Annotated in this window: 14 protein-coding genes and 1 other RNA gene; 5 read left to right on the top strand and 10 right to left on the bottom strand. The window is 65.8% G+C overall.

What is annotated here, in order from left to right:
- On the bottom strand, positions 1 to 1200 hold the full coding sequence (locus RQH86_RS21700; RefSeq protein WP_311240398.1) for an efflux RND transporter periplasmic adaptor subunit: 1200 nt from the start codon (positions 1198 to 1200) through the stop codon (positions 1 to 3).
- Between the two features lie 126 nt (positions 1201 to 1326).
- Here RQH86_RS21700 and RQH86_RS21695 point away from each other — a divergent pair, with 126 nt between their 5' ends.
- A complete protein-coding gene (locus RQH86_RS21695; protein WP_055849822.1) occupies positions 1327 to 1947 on the top strand; it encodes a TetR/AcrR family transcriptional regulator in 621 nt (206 codons plus the stop codon).
- 490 nt (positions 1948 to 2437) lie between these two features.
- On the opposite strand, the gene RQH86_RS21690 is transcribed toward RQH86_RS21695, so the two are convergent.
- The 7 genes from RQH86_RS21690 to creD form a co-directional block, all read right to left on the bottom strand.
- Positions 2438 to 2956 carry a transcriptional repressor gene (locus RQH86_RS21690; RefSeq protein WP_055849820.1) on the bottom strand — a complete coding sequence of 173 codons (519 nt, stop codon included), beginning with the start codon at positions 2954 to 2956 and terminating at the stop codon, positions 2438 to 2440.
- Between the two features lie 13 nt (positions 2957 to 2969).
- On the bottom strand, positions 2970 to 4373 hold the full coding sequence (gene gltX, locus RQH86_RS21685) for a glutamate--tRNA ligase (RefSeq protein ID WP_311240397.1): 1404 nt from the start codon (positions 4371 to 4373) through the stop codon (positions 2970 to 2972).
- A gap of 242 nt (positions 4374 to 4615) precedes the next feature.
- Entirely contained in the window at positions 4616 to 5707 is a 1092-nt protein-coding gene (locus tag RQH86_RS21680; protein ID WP_311240410.1) for a DUF3616 domain-containing protein, read from the bottom strand.
- Positions 5708 to 5863: 156 nt separating this feature from the next.
- Complete coding sequence (locus tag RQH86_RS21675) at positions 5864 to 6760, bottom strand: carbon-nitrogen hydrolase family protein (RefSeq protein WP_115528498.1); 897 nt, start codon at positions 6758 to 6760, stop codon at positions 5864 to 5866.
- 70 nt (positions 6761 to 6830) lie between these two features.
- Entirely contained in the window at positions 6831 to 7433 is a 603-nt protein-coding gene (locus tag RQH86_RS21670; protein WP_115528499.1) for a GNAT family N-acetyltransferase, read from the bottom strand.
- A gap of 51 nt (positions 7434 to 7484) precedes the next feature.
- On the bottom strand, positions 7485 to 7907 hold the full coding sequence (locus RQH86_RS21665; protein WP_311240667.1) for a hypothetical protein: 423 nt from the start codon (positions 7905 to 7907) through the stop codon (positions 7485 to 7487).
- Between the two features lie 7 nt (positions 7908 to 7914).
- Entirely contained in the window at positions 7915 to 9234 is a 1320-nt protein-coding gene (gene creD / locus RQH86_RS21660) for a cell envelope integrity protein CreD (protein WP_311240666.1), read from the bottom strand.
- A 436-nt stretch (positions 9235 to 9670) separates the two neighbouring features.
- Between creD and RQH86_RS21655 the strand changes: the two genes are divergently transcribed.
- Together RQH86_RS21655 and RQH86_RS21650 are read left to right on the top strand one after the other, a co-directional pair.
- Positions 9671 to 10483, top strand: coding sequence for a C1 family peptidase (locus RQH86_RS21655; RefSeq protein WP_115528502.1), 813 nt, complete (start codon positions 9671 to 9673; stop codon positions 10481 to 10483).
- A 205-nt stretch (positions 10484 to 10688) separates the two neighbouring features.
- A non-coding RNA gene (locus RQH86_RS21650) (sX9 sRNA) lies at positions 10689 to 10759 on the top strand.
- A gap of 4 nt (positions 10760 to 10763) precedes the next feature.
- Here RQH86_RS21650 and creC read toward each other — a convergent pair.
- On the bottom strand, positions 10764 to 12212 hold the full coding sequence (gene creC / locus RQH86_RS21645) for a two-component system sensor histidine kinase CreC (protein WP_311240665.1): 1449 nt from the start codon (positions 12210 to 12212) through the stop codon (positions 10764 to 10766).
- Positions 12213 to 12261: 49 nt separating this feature from the next.
- A complete protein-coding gene (gene creB / locus RQH86_RS21640; protein WP_311240668.1) occupies positions 12262 to 12966 on the bottom strand; it encodes a two-component system response regulator CreB in 705 nt (234 codons plus the stop codon).
- A gap of 204 nt (positions 12967 to 13170) precedes the next feature.
- Here creB and rlmJ point away from each other — a divergent pair, with 204 nt between their 5' ends.
- Together rlmJ and RQH86_RS21630 are read left to right on the top strand one after the other, a co-directional pair.
- Positions 13171 to 14079 (top strand): 23S rRNA (adenine(2030)-N(6))-methyltransferase RlmJ, encoded by a 909-nt coding sequence (rlmJ, locus tag RQH86_RS21635; protein ID WP_311240664.1) that lies wholly within the window; start codon positions 13171 to 13173, stop codon positions 14077 to 14079.
- A 395-nt stretch (positions 14080 to 14474) separates the two neighbouring features.
- The gene (locus tag RQH86_RS21630) at positions 14475 to 15017 is read left to right on the top strand and encodes a GNAT family N-acetyltransferase (RefSeq protein WP_055849802.1); all 543 of its coding nucleotides are present in this window, start codon (positions 14475 to 14477) and stop codon (positions 15015 to 15017) included.
- The last annotated feature ends 338 nt before the right edge of the window (positions 15018 to 15355 follow it).

Below are 15355 nucleotides of genomic sequence, written 5' to 3'. Positions count from 1 at the left end.
TTAATTTGCCGCACGCGGCGTGCTGGGCGCAGATGGCGCGCCCGCAGCGTCGCTGCGCTTTGGTTGCCATGGCACGGTCTTGACCTGGATGCCGTCGCGCGCACGCGAAGCGCCTTCGACCACCACCTGTTCGCCGGGCTTCAGGCCGCTGCGCACCAGCCACTGGTCGCCGACTTCGCGGTCGGTGTCCAGCACGCGTAACTGCAACTTGTGGTCGGCGCCGACCACGAAGACGGTCGGCTTGCCGGCACCATTGCGCGAGACCGCCTGCTGCGGCACCAGCACGCCCTGTTGCTTGACGCCTTCCTGCAGCACTGCGCGCACGTACATGCCCGGCAGCAGATCCGCGTTGGGGTTGGGGAACACCGCGCGCAGGGTGATCGAGCCGGTGTTCTGGTCCACGGTGACATCGGAGAACGCCAGCTGGCCCTGTAACGGATAGCGGCTGCCGTCTTCCAGCAGCAGCGACACCTTGGCCGCGCCTTCGCCGGCCTTTTCCAGGTCGCCGCGCGCCATCGCCTGCTTCAGCCGCAACACCGCCACGCTGGGCTGGGTGACGTCGATATAAATCGGGTCCAGCTGCTGGATGGTGGTCAGCGCGGTGGCCTGGTTGGCGGTCACCAACGCACCCGGCGTAACGCTGGAGCGGCCGATGCGGCCGGAGATCGGGGCGTCCAGACGGGCGAACGCCAGGTTGATACGCGCGGTTTCCACGCTGGCCTTGCCGGCGGCCACGTCGGCCTCGGCCTGGCCCAGCGCCGCGTCGGTGTCGTCGCCTTCCTGCTGGCTGATCGCCTTGATCTGCGCCAGCTCGGTGTAGCGCTCGGCCTTGAGCCTGGCGGTGCGCAGATTGGCCTGCGCCCTGGCCAGGGTGGCCTGGGCGCTGGCGTAGCTGGCGCGGTAGGTCGCCGGATCGATCTGGTACAGCGTCTGCCCGGCCTTGACGTCGCCGCCTTCGGTGAACTGGCGCGACTGCACGATGCCGCCTACCTGCGGCCGGATTTCGGCGATCAGGTACGGCACGGTGCGCCCCGGCAGCGCGGTGGTCAGTGGTACCGGCTGCTGCTTGACGGTCAGCACCGCCATCTCGGGAATGCCCTCTTCTGGCGGTGGTCCGCCCGGCGGGCTGCCGCAGGCGCTGAGCAGGACGGTGGCGGCAACAGCAAACAACGGCAGGCGGTAAGAGGCTTGAGAACGCACGAGAAGGTCTCCGAAGACGCGCGATTAAAAATATAAACGGTACGGTTCGGTATCCTAATAAGCTCAACCGTGGGCGTCAAGCATTTCTGCCCAGTTGGTATACTTATGAATTAGCAGGAGGACGGGATGCGGGTCAGAACCGAAGCAAAGCGCGACGCCATCATTCAGGCTGCCAGCGAGGTATTCCTCGAACTGGGCTTCGAAGGGGCGTCGATGTCGCAGATCGCGGCCCGGGTCGGCGGCTCCAAGCGCACGCTGTACGGCTATTTCCCGTCCAAGGAAGAGCTGTTCGTTGCGTTTGCCAAAGACATGTCCGACAGCTACATCGACCCCTTGCTGGATGCGCTGTCGCAGAGCAGCGGCCCCATTGCCGTGGCCTTGCAGCGTTTTGGCGAGGACATCCTCACCTTCCTGTGCGCCCCCTCCTCGATCACCATCTGGCAGACCATCATCGGCGTCTCCGGCCGCTCGGAAGTCGGCGCGCTGTTCTTCAATGCCGGTCCGGAAGAAGGCATGCAGCGCGTCGCCGACTTTCTGCAACTGCAGATCGACCGTGGCCTGATGCGGCGTACCGATGCGTCGTTGGCCGCACGCCAACTGGGCGCCCTGTTTGAAGCGGAAACGCTGATGCCCTGCCTGTTCGGCGCGCTGAAAGATCCGTCGCCCGAGTATCTGCGCGACGCCACGCAACGCGCGGTGGAGATGTTTCTGGCGGCGTATGGCTGCGAGGCGGGCAAGACGGCCTAAAGCGCTGCATCCGCGCCGTTGCGGTTTGTGCTGCGCGCACCATCACCTGCGCAGGCGGGCGCATCACGCGTGCATTGGCTTGTGTGGTGGTTCAACACTGAAATGACCGCGCCGTCAGCGCGATCAGGCATGGAACCGGCGCAACGAACGCGCTGTTTCAACCCGGCCTGGAGGCGCTGCGTGAACTCCATGCGCCGTAGCGGGATTGAAATGTCGGTGACGTGGCGCGCAGGTCAGGCATCGGAAAAGCCAGCACTCACTGACCGATGATCGATGACCCGCTGGCTTGAACGCGGCGGGCCATCAACGCATTGCTGTACCACGCAACGACATGCATGGTGCCGCCACTTGGCGGCATCGGAACCGGTGATCTGCCGCATTCAACCATCTGCGCGCTGCTGCCCCCTCACTGCATCCCTACGCACACTGCAGCCATGGCATCGCGCCGCAGGCGTGCCGAAGCCGCGCGTTGCGCGAGCTGGCGGGGGGCTTACTCCGCCACCGCGCACTTGGCGCACAGGCCATGCACTTCCAGCGTCTGCGCCTGCGGCTGGAATCCCAGCGCCTTGGCGCGGGCTTCCAGTTGCGCCACCACCTCGCGGTCTTCCAGTTCCACGGCGCTATGGCAGCGGTCGCAGATCAAAAACGGCACCGAATGCTGGGCGCTATTGGGGTGGTGGCAGGCGACGAAGGCGTTGACCGATTCGAGCTTGTGCACAAAGCCATTGGCCATCAAAAAATCCAGCGCGCGGTACACCGTAGGCGGGGCATCGGCGCCCACGCCCTTGCCTTCGCGCACCCAGTCCAGCAGTTCGTACGCCTTGACCGGTTTGCCGGCATCGGCGATCAGCCGCAGGACGTTGGCGCGGATCGGCGTCAGCCGCAGGCCGCGCTCGCTGCAGGCGCGCTCCACCGCCCGCACGAAGCTGTTGGCATCGTCCACGTGATGATGCGGGGCCGTGCAGGCATGGTCCTGGTCGTGCGTTTGGGTGTGCGTGTGCTTGGTCATACAGGCTCCGGCGTCAGGCCGCTCCAATCTTGATGAGTGCCGCATCGATGCGTTTCAAGGCACCCTCGCGACCGGCCAGGTACACCGTCTGCGAAATGTCCGGGCTGACCTGGGTGCCGGTGATGGCCACCCGCAGCGGCTGGGCGACCTTGCCCATGCCCAGTTCCAGCGCTGCGGCGGCCTCGTGCAGCGCCGCCGACACGCTCTCCACGCTCCACTCGCTCAGCGCTGCCAGCATCTCGCGCGCCTTGCCCAGCGGCACTTCCGCACCGAGCTTCAGGTGCTTGATCACCGCCGCTTCGTCGTAGGTTTCCAGCGGCTGGTACCAGACCACGGCTTTTTCGGCCATTTCCTTCAGCGTCTGCACGCGCTCGCGCAGCGCCACCACCACATCGGCAGCGGCCGGGCCGGCGCCGATGTCCAGACCAAGCTTGGCGAGCTGATACTCCAGCTGCGGCGCGATGCTGGCCGGGTCGTCGGTCTTCAGATAATGCTGGTTGACCCAACCGAGCTTGGCCATGTCCAGGCGGGCAGCCTTGGAGTTGACGTCCTTGACGTCGAACAGGTCCAGCAGTTCCTGCTGGCTGAACAACTCCTGGTCGCCATGCGACCAGCCCAGACGGGCCAGGTAATTGATCAGCGCATGCGGCAGGTAGCCGGCGTCCTTGTACTGCATGACATCGGCCGCGCCGGTGCGCTTGGACAGCTTGGCGCCCTGCTCGTCCAGGATCATCGGCATGTGCGCGAACTTGGGCACCGGCGCGCCGAGTGCTTCATAGATGTTGATCTGGCGCGGAGTGTTGTTGATGTGGTCGTCGCCACGGATCACCTCGGTGATACCCATGTCCCAATCGTCCACCACCACCGCAAAGTTGTAGGTGGGGAAGCCGTCCGGGCGGAAGATCACCATGTCGTCGAGCTCGCTGTTGGCGATCTCGATGCGGCCCTTGATCAGGTCGTCGAACACCACCGTGCCGCCGACCGGGTTCTTGAAGCGGATCACCCGGTTGGGGTCGTCGCGGTACGGCAGCTGCTGCTCGCGCGCGGCGCCGTTGTAGCGCGGCTTTTCCTGCTTGGCCATCGCGGCCTCGCGCATGGCGTCGAGCTCTTCGCGGGTTTCGTAGGCGTAATAGGCCTTGCCCTGCGCCAGCAGTTGCTCGGCCACCTCTTGATAACGGGCAATGCGCTGGGTCTGGTAGATCGGGCCTTCGTCGTAGCCCAGGCCCAACCAGTCCATCGCCTCCAGGATGGCGTCGATAGCCGCCTGGGTACTGCGTTCGCGGTCGGTGTCTTCGATGCGCAGCACGAACTCGCCGCCGCGGTGGCGCGCCTCCAACCAGCAATACAGGGCGGTGCGGGCGCCGCCGATGTGCAGGTAACCGGTGGGGCTGGGAGCAAAGCGGGTGCGGCAGGTCATGGAACGCTCGGCGAAACGGGAGTGCGCCGATTTTACCTTGCGCAGCGTGGCCCTGCCCGGCCAGGTGCGGCGGCGGTGATGTCGGGGGCCGCAGCGGCGCCGCGTCGCGCATCGACGGCGGTGCCGGCACGCCCGTGCCCTTGCCGCGCAACGCCTTCAGCCGCTCGCGTCTGCGCAGCGATGAAGCCTTGAAGATCGACCGCCGGCTGCGCACTGCACGCTGCGGCCGGCGTCGGCCTGACTCAGCGATTGCGCAACAAGTCGCCGTACACCACGCATTCGCCATCGCTACGCGCCGGGCCGGGCGCGTCGTACAGCACCAGCCAGCTGGGAACCTTGCCGGCCAGCTGCGGCGGCAGGTTGCAGATGGCTTCGGCGCGGTCGCTGTCCTTGCCATGCGGCAGCACCGCCGATTCCAGCAAGGCATGCTGAAAGCGCACCGGCTCGCGGTTGGCGGCCAGCACGGTGCGTGCGTCCGGCCATTTGAACAGGCGGATCTCGCCGTTCAACACCATCGTGGGGCCGGCCAGCAGATACAGATCGTCGCCGGAATAATGCAGATCGCGGATGCCCAGCCCGCCTAGTTGCAGGAAGTGCTTGCGCAGCAGCGTGCCGTCGTCGTCCAGCGGCGCCAGGCGCAGATGGTCGCCATGCGCTTCCACTTGGATTTCCAGCAGCGCCGACCAGCCGCGCAGCACCGGCCCGCGCAGGCCAAGCAGCAGGCGCTTGCCGTCGGCCACGATGCCTTCGATATCGAAGCCATTGTCCTTGCCGGGAATCTTCAAAAACGCGCCAAAATGCGCGTCGTCGGCCAGCAGCTCGGTGAGCTGGTTGTGCTTGGCGTCGCCCTTGAGCCGCAGCGCGCGGCGGCCATCGGCAGCCTCGCGCACCAGCCGTGGCGTGCCATCGGCATCGGACTCGATCGGCAGACAGGCCAGCAGGCGGCGGTTGGCGTCGAGCTTGAGTTTGGTCAGGCGCCTGGCGTTGTCGGCATCGTCGCGGCCGGGCTTGGCGTTCTTGCGCTTCAAGCCATGCGAGCCGATCACCCAGAGATAGCCGTCCGACAGGCCCATGCCTTCCAGATCGGCTTCTTCTGCGTCCTCCCCCGGAAGATCCAGCAGCTCGGCCAGTGGGAAACTCTGGCCCTCGCCGAAGCGCAGCGTCTCGCGCTGGGTGGGCTGCAGCTTGCGCAGGCGATCCACCGCGCAGGCTTCGTCGCCGGCCACCCACAGCCAGTCGTCGGTAAACGCCGCGCCGGACAGATTGCTGTGCACCAGCGCGCCGGGTGCGAACTCCAGCCGGACGCTGTGCGGAATCAGGGTTTTCTTGGCCATGGGAACCTGGTGGGTGGTGTTACGAAGTTGGGCGATTGAAGGCCTGCGCACGTAGCTGCGCGGGCGCTGCATGCGGCGGCAGGTGCTGAGCGCACCTGCCGCGTTTGCAACCTCCGCGCCTGCGCACGATGCGAGCAGGGGATCAATCGTTCTTGGTCAATCGAACGCGGCCAGCTTGGCACGCGCCACTTCCGGCGCCAACTGCCCCGACCAATCGCGGTCGTTGGCCACCTGCGCGTGGGCGCGGCTGGCTTCGAACGCATCGAAGTCCAGCGCGGCATACGCCCAGACGGTGTCTGTGTCGGTTTGCGCCAGCACGCCGTCGGCGGGAAAGCCCACATCCATCGGTGCAAACACCGCCGCCTCGCCGGTGTTGATGTCCAGCGCGGGGCTCCAGGGCGCCTCACCGGCGGTGACCGATTGCGCGACGAACAGGCGGTTTTCCAGTGCGCGCGCCAGACACCCGACCCGCACGCGGGTGGCGCCGGCGGCAGTGTCGGTACAACTTGGCACGATCAACAGCCGCGCGCCGGCTTCGTACTGCGCGCGCACCGGCAACGGAAATTCGCTGTCGTAGCAGATCGCAATCGCCGCGCGCACGCCGTCCAGTTCGAACACCTTCAATGCATCGCCCGGTTCGATCAGCCCGGTGGCTTTTTCGAACCCGGTCAGTTGCAGCTTGTCCTGCCAACCGTGGCCGCCGTCGGGCGTGAACCAGTCGCTGCGATTGCGATAGCGGCACTGGCCCAGATCCAGCAGAAAACTCCCGGCAATCAGATGCAACCGGTGCTGCCGCGCCAACCCGGCAAACAGCTCCAGCCACGCCGTTCGCAGCGCCTGGATGGCCGCCAACGATTCGGGCAGGCCGGCCGAAACATGCGTGCCGAACGTGGCAGCCAGCTCCAACGACAGATATTCCGGCAGCACCGCCACCCGCGCGCCGGCAGCCGCAGCCTCGCCGATCAGTGCCGACATGCGCGCGGCGAAGGCAGCGAAATCCACGGGTTTGCCGATCGGATATTTGGCAACGGCAATGGTGAGCGGAGCATTCATCGGCAAGCTTCCTTTAACGGCTCTATAGCGACGTAAAACGTGCGCAGCAACGCAATCGACTGCACCACGCTCAAGGTTTCAGCGCGCGCGTCCACACACTCAAGCTGTGGTCGATCTGCCCATGTTGCAACTCCGCCCACTCCAACCGCACCTGCATGCCCGGCTGCGGGGCGTAACCGCGCTTGCTCCAGAACACATCGTTGGGGCGATAGTCGGCAGGTTTGCGCGGGTCGTCCGCTGCACGTTCCACCGAGCAGAACGCGGCGAGCGTAAAGCGGCCCAATGCGCGGGCATGCGCCTCGCGCCTGTCGAAGAAGGCATGGCCGATGCCCTGCCCGCGATACGCCGGCAACAACACCGATTCGCCGAAATAAAACACGCTGGCCGGGTCGATGCCGGCGGCGATGAATGGCGCGTGGAAAGCGGCGCTGTCGTCGAGCAACGGCAGGCCGGTGGAGGCGCCGATGACCGCATCGCCATCGCGCGCCAGGACAAACACGCTATCGGGCGAGGCAGCATAGGCGGTCAGATAGTCGCGTTCGTAGCCGGCATCGCCGTCGTACAGATACGGCCATGCGCGGAACACCGCGATGCGCAACTGCGCTACCGCATCCAGATACGGCAACACCGCGTTGCCGTGGACTGTTTCAACGATCAGGGAGGTGCCGGTCATACGGCCATGGTAAGCGAGCCTGGCCGCGTTGCGCTGCTGCACTGCCCCGTCTCAACGCAGCCAGCCGTCATGGCGTTGGGCCGCGTTGCCGGGCTGTTGCCACATCAACCACACCGCCGCTTCTTCCTGGGCCACCAGCACCCCAAGCAGCGCATCGGTGCTGCGCGCCCAATAACTACCGTTACTCAAGCGCTGCCACGGCCCGTAGCCGCGCACACGTGCGTCCGGTGCCGGCGCCTGCTGTTGCCGCGACGCCTGCAAGAAACTGCATCCATCCACACGCAAGGCCTGCGCCGTGCGCGCATGCAGGCGCAGACCGATCACCCCACGGCGACCCTCGCACGCCAGCGGCAACGCAGACAGCGGCGAGCCTTCCCATTGCGACAGTGGCGCTGCGGGAAGCAGCGCCACCGTGTCGATTCCGGCGGGCAGCAAACGCTGCGCCCGCCGGTACACCTGTGCATGCACACGCATGTCGACCTCAGCGCAGGCTGTTGCCAAGCTCATACCAATCGACCTTACGCGTCACCCACATGATGCTGGCCAGGATGCCGAACAGCAGCAGCGACCCCATCAGCAGCGAGTTGTCTTCCGAGACCAGCAGGCTGTAGAGCACGCCATACAACGCCGTCAGCATCACCGAGAACCCGGCAGCGCGTACCCAGCTCCGCAACACGCCGGACAGATAGAAGAACTGCAGGCCGATACACGCCGCCGCCGACACCAGGTACGCCTGCCAGAACGCGATGTGCTCGGAAAGGCTCAACAGCAACAGGAAGAAGATCGCCAGCGCCAGGCCCACCAGCAGGTATTGCAACGGATGGATCGGCAAGCGCTTGATCAGCTCGAACAACACGAACGCCACAAAGGTCAGCACCACGAACAGGATTCCGTATTTGCTGGCGCGATCGGCCTGGGTGTACACATCCACCGGGTCGACCAGGCGCACTTCCAGCGTATCCAGCGACGACTGCGACGACTGCAACTGCGTCTGCGCACCGGTTGCCAGCGACGACAGCGACCAGCTCGCATCGAAGCCGCGCTCGCTGATGGTCGGCGCATTCGGCAGAAAGCGCCCACCGAACAACGGATGCGGCCAGGCCGAGCGCAGCGCGATGTCGTTATTGTCGGCAATCGGCGCGATGGTCAGACTGCGCGTGCCATCCAGCACGAATGCCATATCCACCGCATTGCCATCGACCAGCTTGCCGGCCAGCGGATCGCCCAAGGGCTGCAGATCGGCGTGAATGCCGGCCGAGCGTGATGCCAGGCCGCCAGCGCCGCTTTCCAGCGTCAGCGTGCGGCCGTCCACCCGCAGCGTTGGTGTGCCGACCAAGCCACGCACGTCCGAGATGCCTACGGCCAGATGCGGCTGGCCATAGCTGCGCCCGGCCACGGCCGGATACTCGAGCGGGTCGAATTCTGCCTTGAGCTTGGCCTTCCACGAATACACCTGCACGCGGAACAGGCCGATCTTGCGCTCGGACGGCATCAACTCGCCGCTCAGGTTGAGCGTGCGCGGGGTCTGCAGCAGCTGCCCATCGCGCTTGCGCCAGACCTTGTGCGACTTGCCCTCCTCGTCCGGCTCGGTCACCTGCACATCTTCGGTGTATGGCAGCACCCGCACCGGTGCGATGAACTGCTGCTCGCCGGCCTTGCTCTGCGCCACCCGCTCCACCGCCTGGTCGCGGTACTGCGCACGGTCCTGCACGGTGCCGCGAATCAGCAACAAGGGAATCAGCAACAACAGGATCAGCCCGCCGATGGTGGCGAACCGCAACAACAGTTTCAGGGATTTCATCGGCCATCCTCGTTCTGGGAGGTGGTCAGGGTGCAAGGCGACGGTGTCCAGGGTTTGAGGCGAATTTGAAGCGAATGTGAAGTGCCGCTCCTGCACGCGCGCCGGCCGACACTGTGACCCAGTCAGGAAATCGCGTTGTCACGCTTTAAAAGTGCAACGCAGGCCCAGTGCACGCTTCCGTTTCAGTGATGACACTTCGCATCACCGCCGCGTTCTTTCGCGCCAGGCGCAAGGATAAGCACGCAGCTACGCACTTCAGGGCCATCCCTTCTTTTCCTGAGTTATTCCGCTTACGGCTTTCTGGTTTTGTCGGTCTTCGGCGTCTCTTTCTTTGCGTGCACCGCATCGGTGTCGTCCCACCCGTGTGCCCGCTTGCCGGCCGTGGTTCCAACAGTGCGCACGACTGCATTCCTCTACTCCCTGGAGTCTGTCTTCCATGAACAAGCAATGTTCACTTGCGCTTTGCGTGCTCGCCGCCCTGAGCCTGTCCTCCGCCGCAGCGCAGGCGGCAACGCACGGAATGGGTTTGAAGCCATCGTCGTTGATGCAGCCGGTCACCCCGCTATTCGGAACCGCGAGCGCGGCCAAATCCCTTCCCGCCTCGGTGGATCTGACCGCCTGGGCGATCACGCCGGGCGATCAGGGCCAGGTGGGATCGTGTGCGTCGTGGGCTACCGCGCACACCTTGACCGGCTGGTACGCCAATGCAAGCAAACAGGCGCAAACCCGCTTTGCCCCGATGTATCTCTATAGCCAGGTCAACGGCGGCGTCGATGACGGCTCCACGCTGGAAGCCCCGCTGGAAGTTGCGCTGGCGCAAGGCATCGCTACCGAGCAGCATTATTCGTGGGGCAACTACAACTGGAAGAACCCACCCACCGCCGCCGACCACGCCAACGCCGCCAAAAACCCCACGCCCTACCGGAAATACACTGTGCTGTATGCGGGCAACGGCGATGGCGGGCGCGCCCTGATCGAACAGATCAAACTGGCGCTGGCCTCCTCCACGCCGGTCGCCATCGGCTTCTATGTGCGGCAGGGTTTTGAGGACCTCACCCCCAAGAATCAGGTCGACTACGACATCAAGACCCCGATCCTGGGCGGGCATGCGGTGATCGCGCTGGGTTACGACAGCGAAGGGCTGATCGTCGAAAACAGCTGGGGCACCGAGTGGGGCAACAAAGGCTTTGGCAAGCTGTCCTGGTCGGTGGTGGCCAAGGACGTCACCGGCGCCGACGTGGTGCACTAGCGCACCGCGGATGCGCACTGCGATGTGCGGCTGATACGGATACGGCATGTGCGCTGGTGCATGCCGTATTCCGTGTTCCGCATGCCACATTTCGTGCGGCGATGGTGCGTTCTCGGCGTCCTACTGCTGCACAAGCTCTACTTAACACCAAGATCGGCCAACAACATGCCTGCGCTCACCGCCAGGCGGGCGTGGCCGATGCGGCATGGCCCTCTCTCCGGATCTGAGCGCGCCGTCCACACTCACCTGACAACTGCTCGCGACGTCGTGTCAGCCGCGCTTAGCCGATCGGCAGCCGCAAGGTCGCAATCGCACCGCCACCGTCGCGATTACCCAGCGCCACGTCGCCACCGTGCAGGCGTGCCACCTCGCGCACGAACGGCAAGCCGAGGCCGGAGCTGCGTTGCCCGGTCTGCGGCCGCGCCAACGAGTAAAAGCGCTCGAAAACGCGTTCGATGGCGTAGTCCGGCACCCCACTGCCCCGGTCCTCGACCGACAGCTGCCAGTGCCCTGCATGTACGTGCGCACGCAACTGCACACTGCTGCCCTGCGGCGAAAACGCAATCGCATTTTCCAGCAGATTGATCAGCGCCTGACGCAACAAAAATCCATCGCCAGACACGTGCTGCTCGCCGCTCGAATCGGGCGGCGCGGCACTCTCCAGCCGCACACCCGCTGTGGCGGCGCGCGGCGCAACCGCCTCCGACGCCGCTTGCAGCACGCTGCTCACAGCGATGCGCGCGCGCGTCTGCAGCCGACCGTGTTGTTCCACCTCAGCCAGCGCGAGCAGCTTGTCGATGGTCTCGGTGAGCCGTTGTTCCTGCGCGCGGATGCTGGCGACAAAATGCTGGCGATCGGCTTCCGGCAACGGCTCGGTCAACAACTCCGATGCGCCACGGATCGCCGCCAACGGGCTTTTCATTTCATGCGTCAGCGACTGCACGTAATGCTCGACGTAGGCCTTGCCTTCCAGCTTGCGGCGCATGGTTTCCAACGCCTGGCCGAGGTCGCCGATTTCATCGCCGCGCGGTTTGGGTGGCGGCACCGGGATGCCGGCGCTCACGGCCTGCGCATAGCGGTTGAGCCGGCCGATGCCGCGCATCAGCCACCAGGTCATCAGGATGCCGATCAACGCGGAAATACCGATCAACCAGGCCCCGCGCTGCAGGATGTTGCGTTGGCTGGCTTCGATAAACGGGTCGATACTGCGATTGGGCTGGGCCAGGGTGAGCACGCCGATCAACTTGCCAGGTTGGTCGGGCGCGTAGATCGGTGCGGACACATGCATGACGGTGGCTTTAGGGTCGCCATCGAGTTCCGGGCTGGAACGCGCGCCGTATTCGCCACGCAAGGTGCGGTAGACATCGTTCCAACGCGAGTTGTCGCGGCCCACATCGCGGCCCAGCGAATCGAATACCACCACCCCGCGCGCATCGGTCACGGTGACGCGGTAATCCACATTGTTCTTGCGGAAGCGCCACACCCAGGCTTTGGGGTCGCGCTGCTGCGCCTGCGCCAGGTTGCGCGCAAAGCGGCCGTCGACGATGTGCCCGGCGGCCAGGTCGCTGCTGGCCATTTCTGCCAGCACGTTGGCCGCATCCACCAACGTGGATTCCATCGCCTGACGCACACCGGGTTTGACCTCGTTGACGAACACCCGCATCACGAAGAACGCGGCCAGACCCACGATCAGGAAGAAGCCCAGAAACAGCTTGAGACCGAGCCGCATGTCAGCACCCCACTCGGTTCAACGCACCACACCCATGCCCGTCCATCGACTACAGCTCCAGGGCGTAGCCAAGGCCACGATGGGTGCGGATCGGGTCGGCCGGCACGCCGGCCAGGCGCAGCTTGCCGCGTAGCGTCTTGATATGGGTGTCGACGGTGCGATCGGCGCTGTCGGCGCTGGCGTCCCAGCAGCGATCCATCAACTGCGCACGGCTCAGGATCGCACCGGGGCGTTGCAGTAACGCGGCCAGCAACGCGTATTCGTAACGGGTCAGCGGCAACAAGGCATCGCCGTAGCGGATGCGGCTACCGTCGCGGTCGATCGCGAACGCGCCATGCGGCTGCCAACCCGGTTCGGCCACTGCTGCCACGCTTCGGCGGCGCAGACGTGCGCGCACCCGCGCCACCAGCTCGCGCGGGGAGAACGGCTTGGCCATGTAATCGTCGGCGCCCAGCTCCAGCCCGAGCACGCGGTCGATCTCGTCGTTGCGCGCGGTCAGGAAGATCACCGGCACCTCGCTGAAACTGCGCAGGCTGCGGCACACCTCGAAGCCGTTGATGTCCGGCAGGCCCACGTCCAGCACCACCACATCGGCCGGGTCGGCACGCAGCCGCGCCAGCGCGTCGCGGCCCAGCAGGCAATGCTCGGCCGCATAGCCTTCGCTACGCAGCGCGTAAAGCACGGTATCGGCGATGGCGGCTTCGTCTTCGACAACGAGCACGCGGGCGGGAGAGTCGGACATGGCGCGCAGCATAGCCGCATGCCGGCGCGGCCCATAGCGCGCACGCTGCCAGGCCGCGGCACGCAGGCAAGCGTCGGCAAAAGACGTTGGCAACAGATGGCCGGGGTAGCTGCGCGCTCCCGGCGCCACGCCCTCAAGCCCATACCGCTGGTGCATCCCGCCACGCCGCGCACCCGCGCGCAGCGCAAAGGGCCGCGCACGCTCTACACTTCCCCGATGAACTATCGCCACGCCTTCCATGCCGGCAACCATGCCGACGTGCTCAAGCACATCGCCTTGCTGGCGCTGATCGACACCCTCAAGCGCAAGGACACCCCGTTCTTCGTGCTCGACACCCACGCCGGGCGCGGCCGCTACCAGCTCGGTGGCGAAGAAAGCCGCAAGACCAACGAAGCCGATGCCGGCGTGATGCGGCTGATGGCCGAGTCCACCTTGCCGGAGGTGGTCGAGCGCTATCTGCGTGCGGTGCAGGCCGACAACCAGACCGTCGCCCGCCCCGCCGTACCTGGGCAAAAGCCGGCCCGCCCCACCGCCGGCATCCAGCTCAACCATTACCCCGGCTCGCCGCTGCTGGCCGCGCAGGCCCTGCGCGAGCAGGACCGCATGGCGTTCTGCGAATTGCAGCCGGACGAGGCGGAGGCGCTCAAGACCCTGTTCGTCAAGGACAGCCGCGTGCGCGTGCATGCCGGCGACGGCTATGCGGCCATCCGCGCATTTTTGCCGCCGCGCGCCGGCGACACCAAGATCGGCCGCGGGCTGGTGCTGATCGACCCGCCGTACGAGTCGCAGGACGCCGAATACCAGCAGATCATCCATAGCGTGCGCGAGACGTTGGCGCGCTGGCCGCAGGCGATCTGCATGGTGTGGTACCCGATCAAGCTGCGTCGCAGCCTGCAGCCGTTCATGCGCAAAGCGGCCACGTTGCCGGCCAAGTCGGTGCTGGTGGCCGAGTTGCAGGTGCGCCCGGACGACTCGCCGCTGCGCCTGACCGGCAGCGGGCTGTTGATCGTCAACGCGCCCTGGCAATTCGACAAGGTGCTGGCACCGGCATTGCCGGTGCTCAAGAAGCATCTTGGCGAACTTGGCGCTTCCACGCGGCTGGAATGGCTGCGCCAGGACGCCTGATACACCCGTAATCCGTGCAGCATTCGCCTGGCCGCTGTGCGGCGATTGCACACCTCGCACGGTGTGCCTTGCAGCGGCGTCAGTGCGCATCGGCTGCTGGCTGACGGCCGCAGCAGCCTGGCATTGGCATGAGGCACGGCCTTGGCGCGACCGCCGGGCCTGGTCTCAAACAGGCGTGATCGATCCAGCAGGCCGCCATCCAGCCCTCGCCAACAGGCGGCAACTGCGGGGGTGATCGCGCGCGGGCAAGCTCACGACCGGCTCACGGCTCCGCTCGTTACAGTTGTCTGGGAAGCACTGCCACCCCTTGATGGCCCTCAGCGGCGCACCGGATTCATTCATGGTTGCGCGCCGGGCTGGTGCCAGAATCTTCCGATCTTTAAGGAACACCGGTCATGGCCATTCGCAATCGCATGCCTCCCTGGCATGAAAACTTCAGCCTGCCCAATGGCCGCACCCTGTTGCTCCGCCCGATCCGTCCCGAGGACGGCCCGCCGCTGCAAGGGGCATTCAGCCTGCTGGGACCGGAGGAAATCCGCGCGCGCTTCGTACGCTCCTCCGCCGAAATCACCCCGGAGATGGTGCAGCGCCTGACCCATCCCAACCCCAAGACCGAGATCGTGCTGGTCGCCGCCGAGCAGTTGCCCCCGGGCGAAGCCCTGGTCGGTGCGGTGGCGCGCGCAGCATTGGTGCCGGGCACCCGCCAGGCCGAATACACCATCCTGGTCAGCAGCTTCGTCGCCGGCCAGGGCCTGGGCCGGCAATTGATGCGCAAGCTGGTGAAGTGGGCGCGCCGCAAGTATCTGGATTGCCTGTTCGGCGACGTACTGCAGAGCAACGTCCCGATGCTGCAGCTGGCCGAATCGCTGGGCTTCAAGCCGCAGGCGCATCCGGATTCGCCGGAACTGGTGCGGATGGTGCTGGAGCTGGATGCCTGAGGGGCTGGGATTGGGGAGTTGGGATTGGGGATTCGCTAAAGACCGTTGTGGTGCTTGCTGGTTGCAGGGTCCTTGCCCGCCTACCAGCGCGGGACACGCCGTGAATCCGTCCCTGGAGGCTCTTACGCGGCATCCATGCCGCGTAAGGTCCCGCGCCCGTAGGCGGGCAAGGACCAGTCGAGATCGTCAGTGTGCATGGTTCAAGCCAGGCGCGGTGAGCGGTCCTATTGACGGCCTACCGAACCAATACAGGGCCCAAGAAACCGCCTGCGGTCTGATGCCCCCCCTCAGACGACCGACCAACGTGCTGGCGCGGTGTCCTTACCGATTGCGGGACC

Origin of the sequence: Xanthomonas sp. WCS2018Noco2-27 (assembly GCF_031843525.1) — a bacterium.
Lineage (GTDB): Bacteria > Pseudomonadota > Gammaproteobacteria > Xanthomonadales > Xanthomonadaceae > Xanthomonas.
The sequence above is the reverse complement of the archived record's forward strand: the minus strand, read 5'-3'. Positions and strand labels throughout refer to the sequence as shown.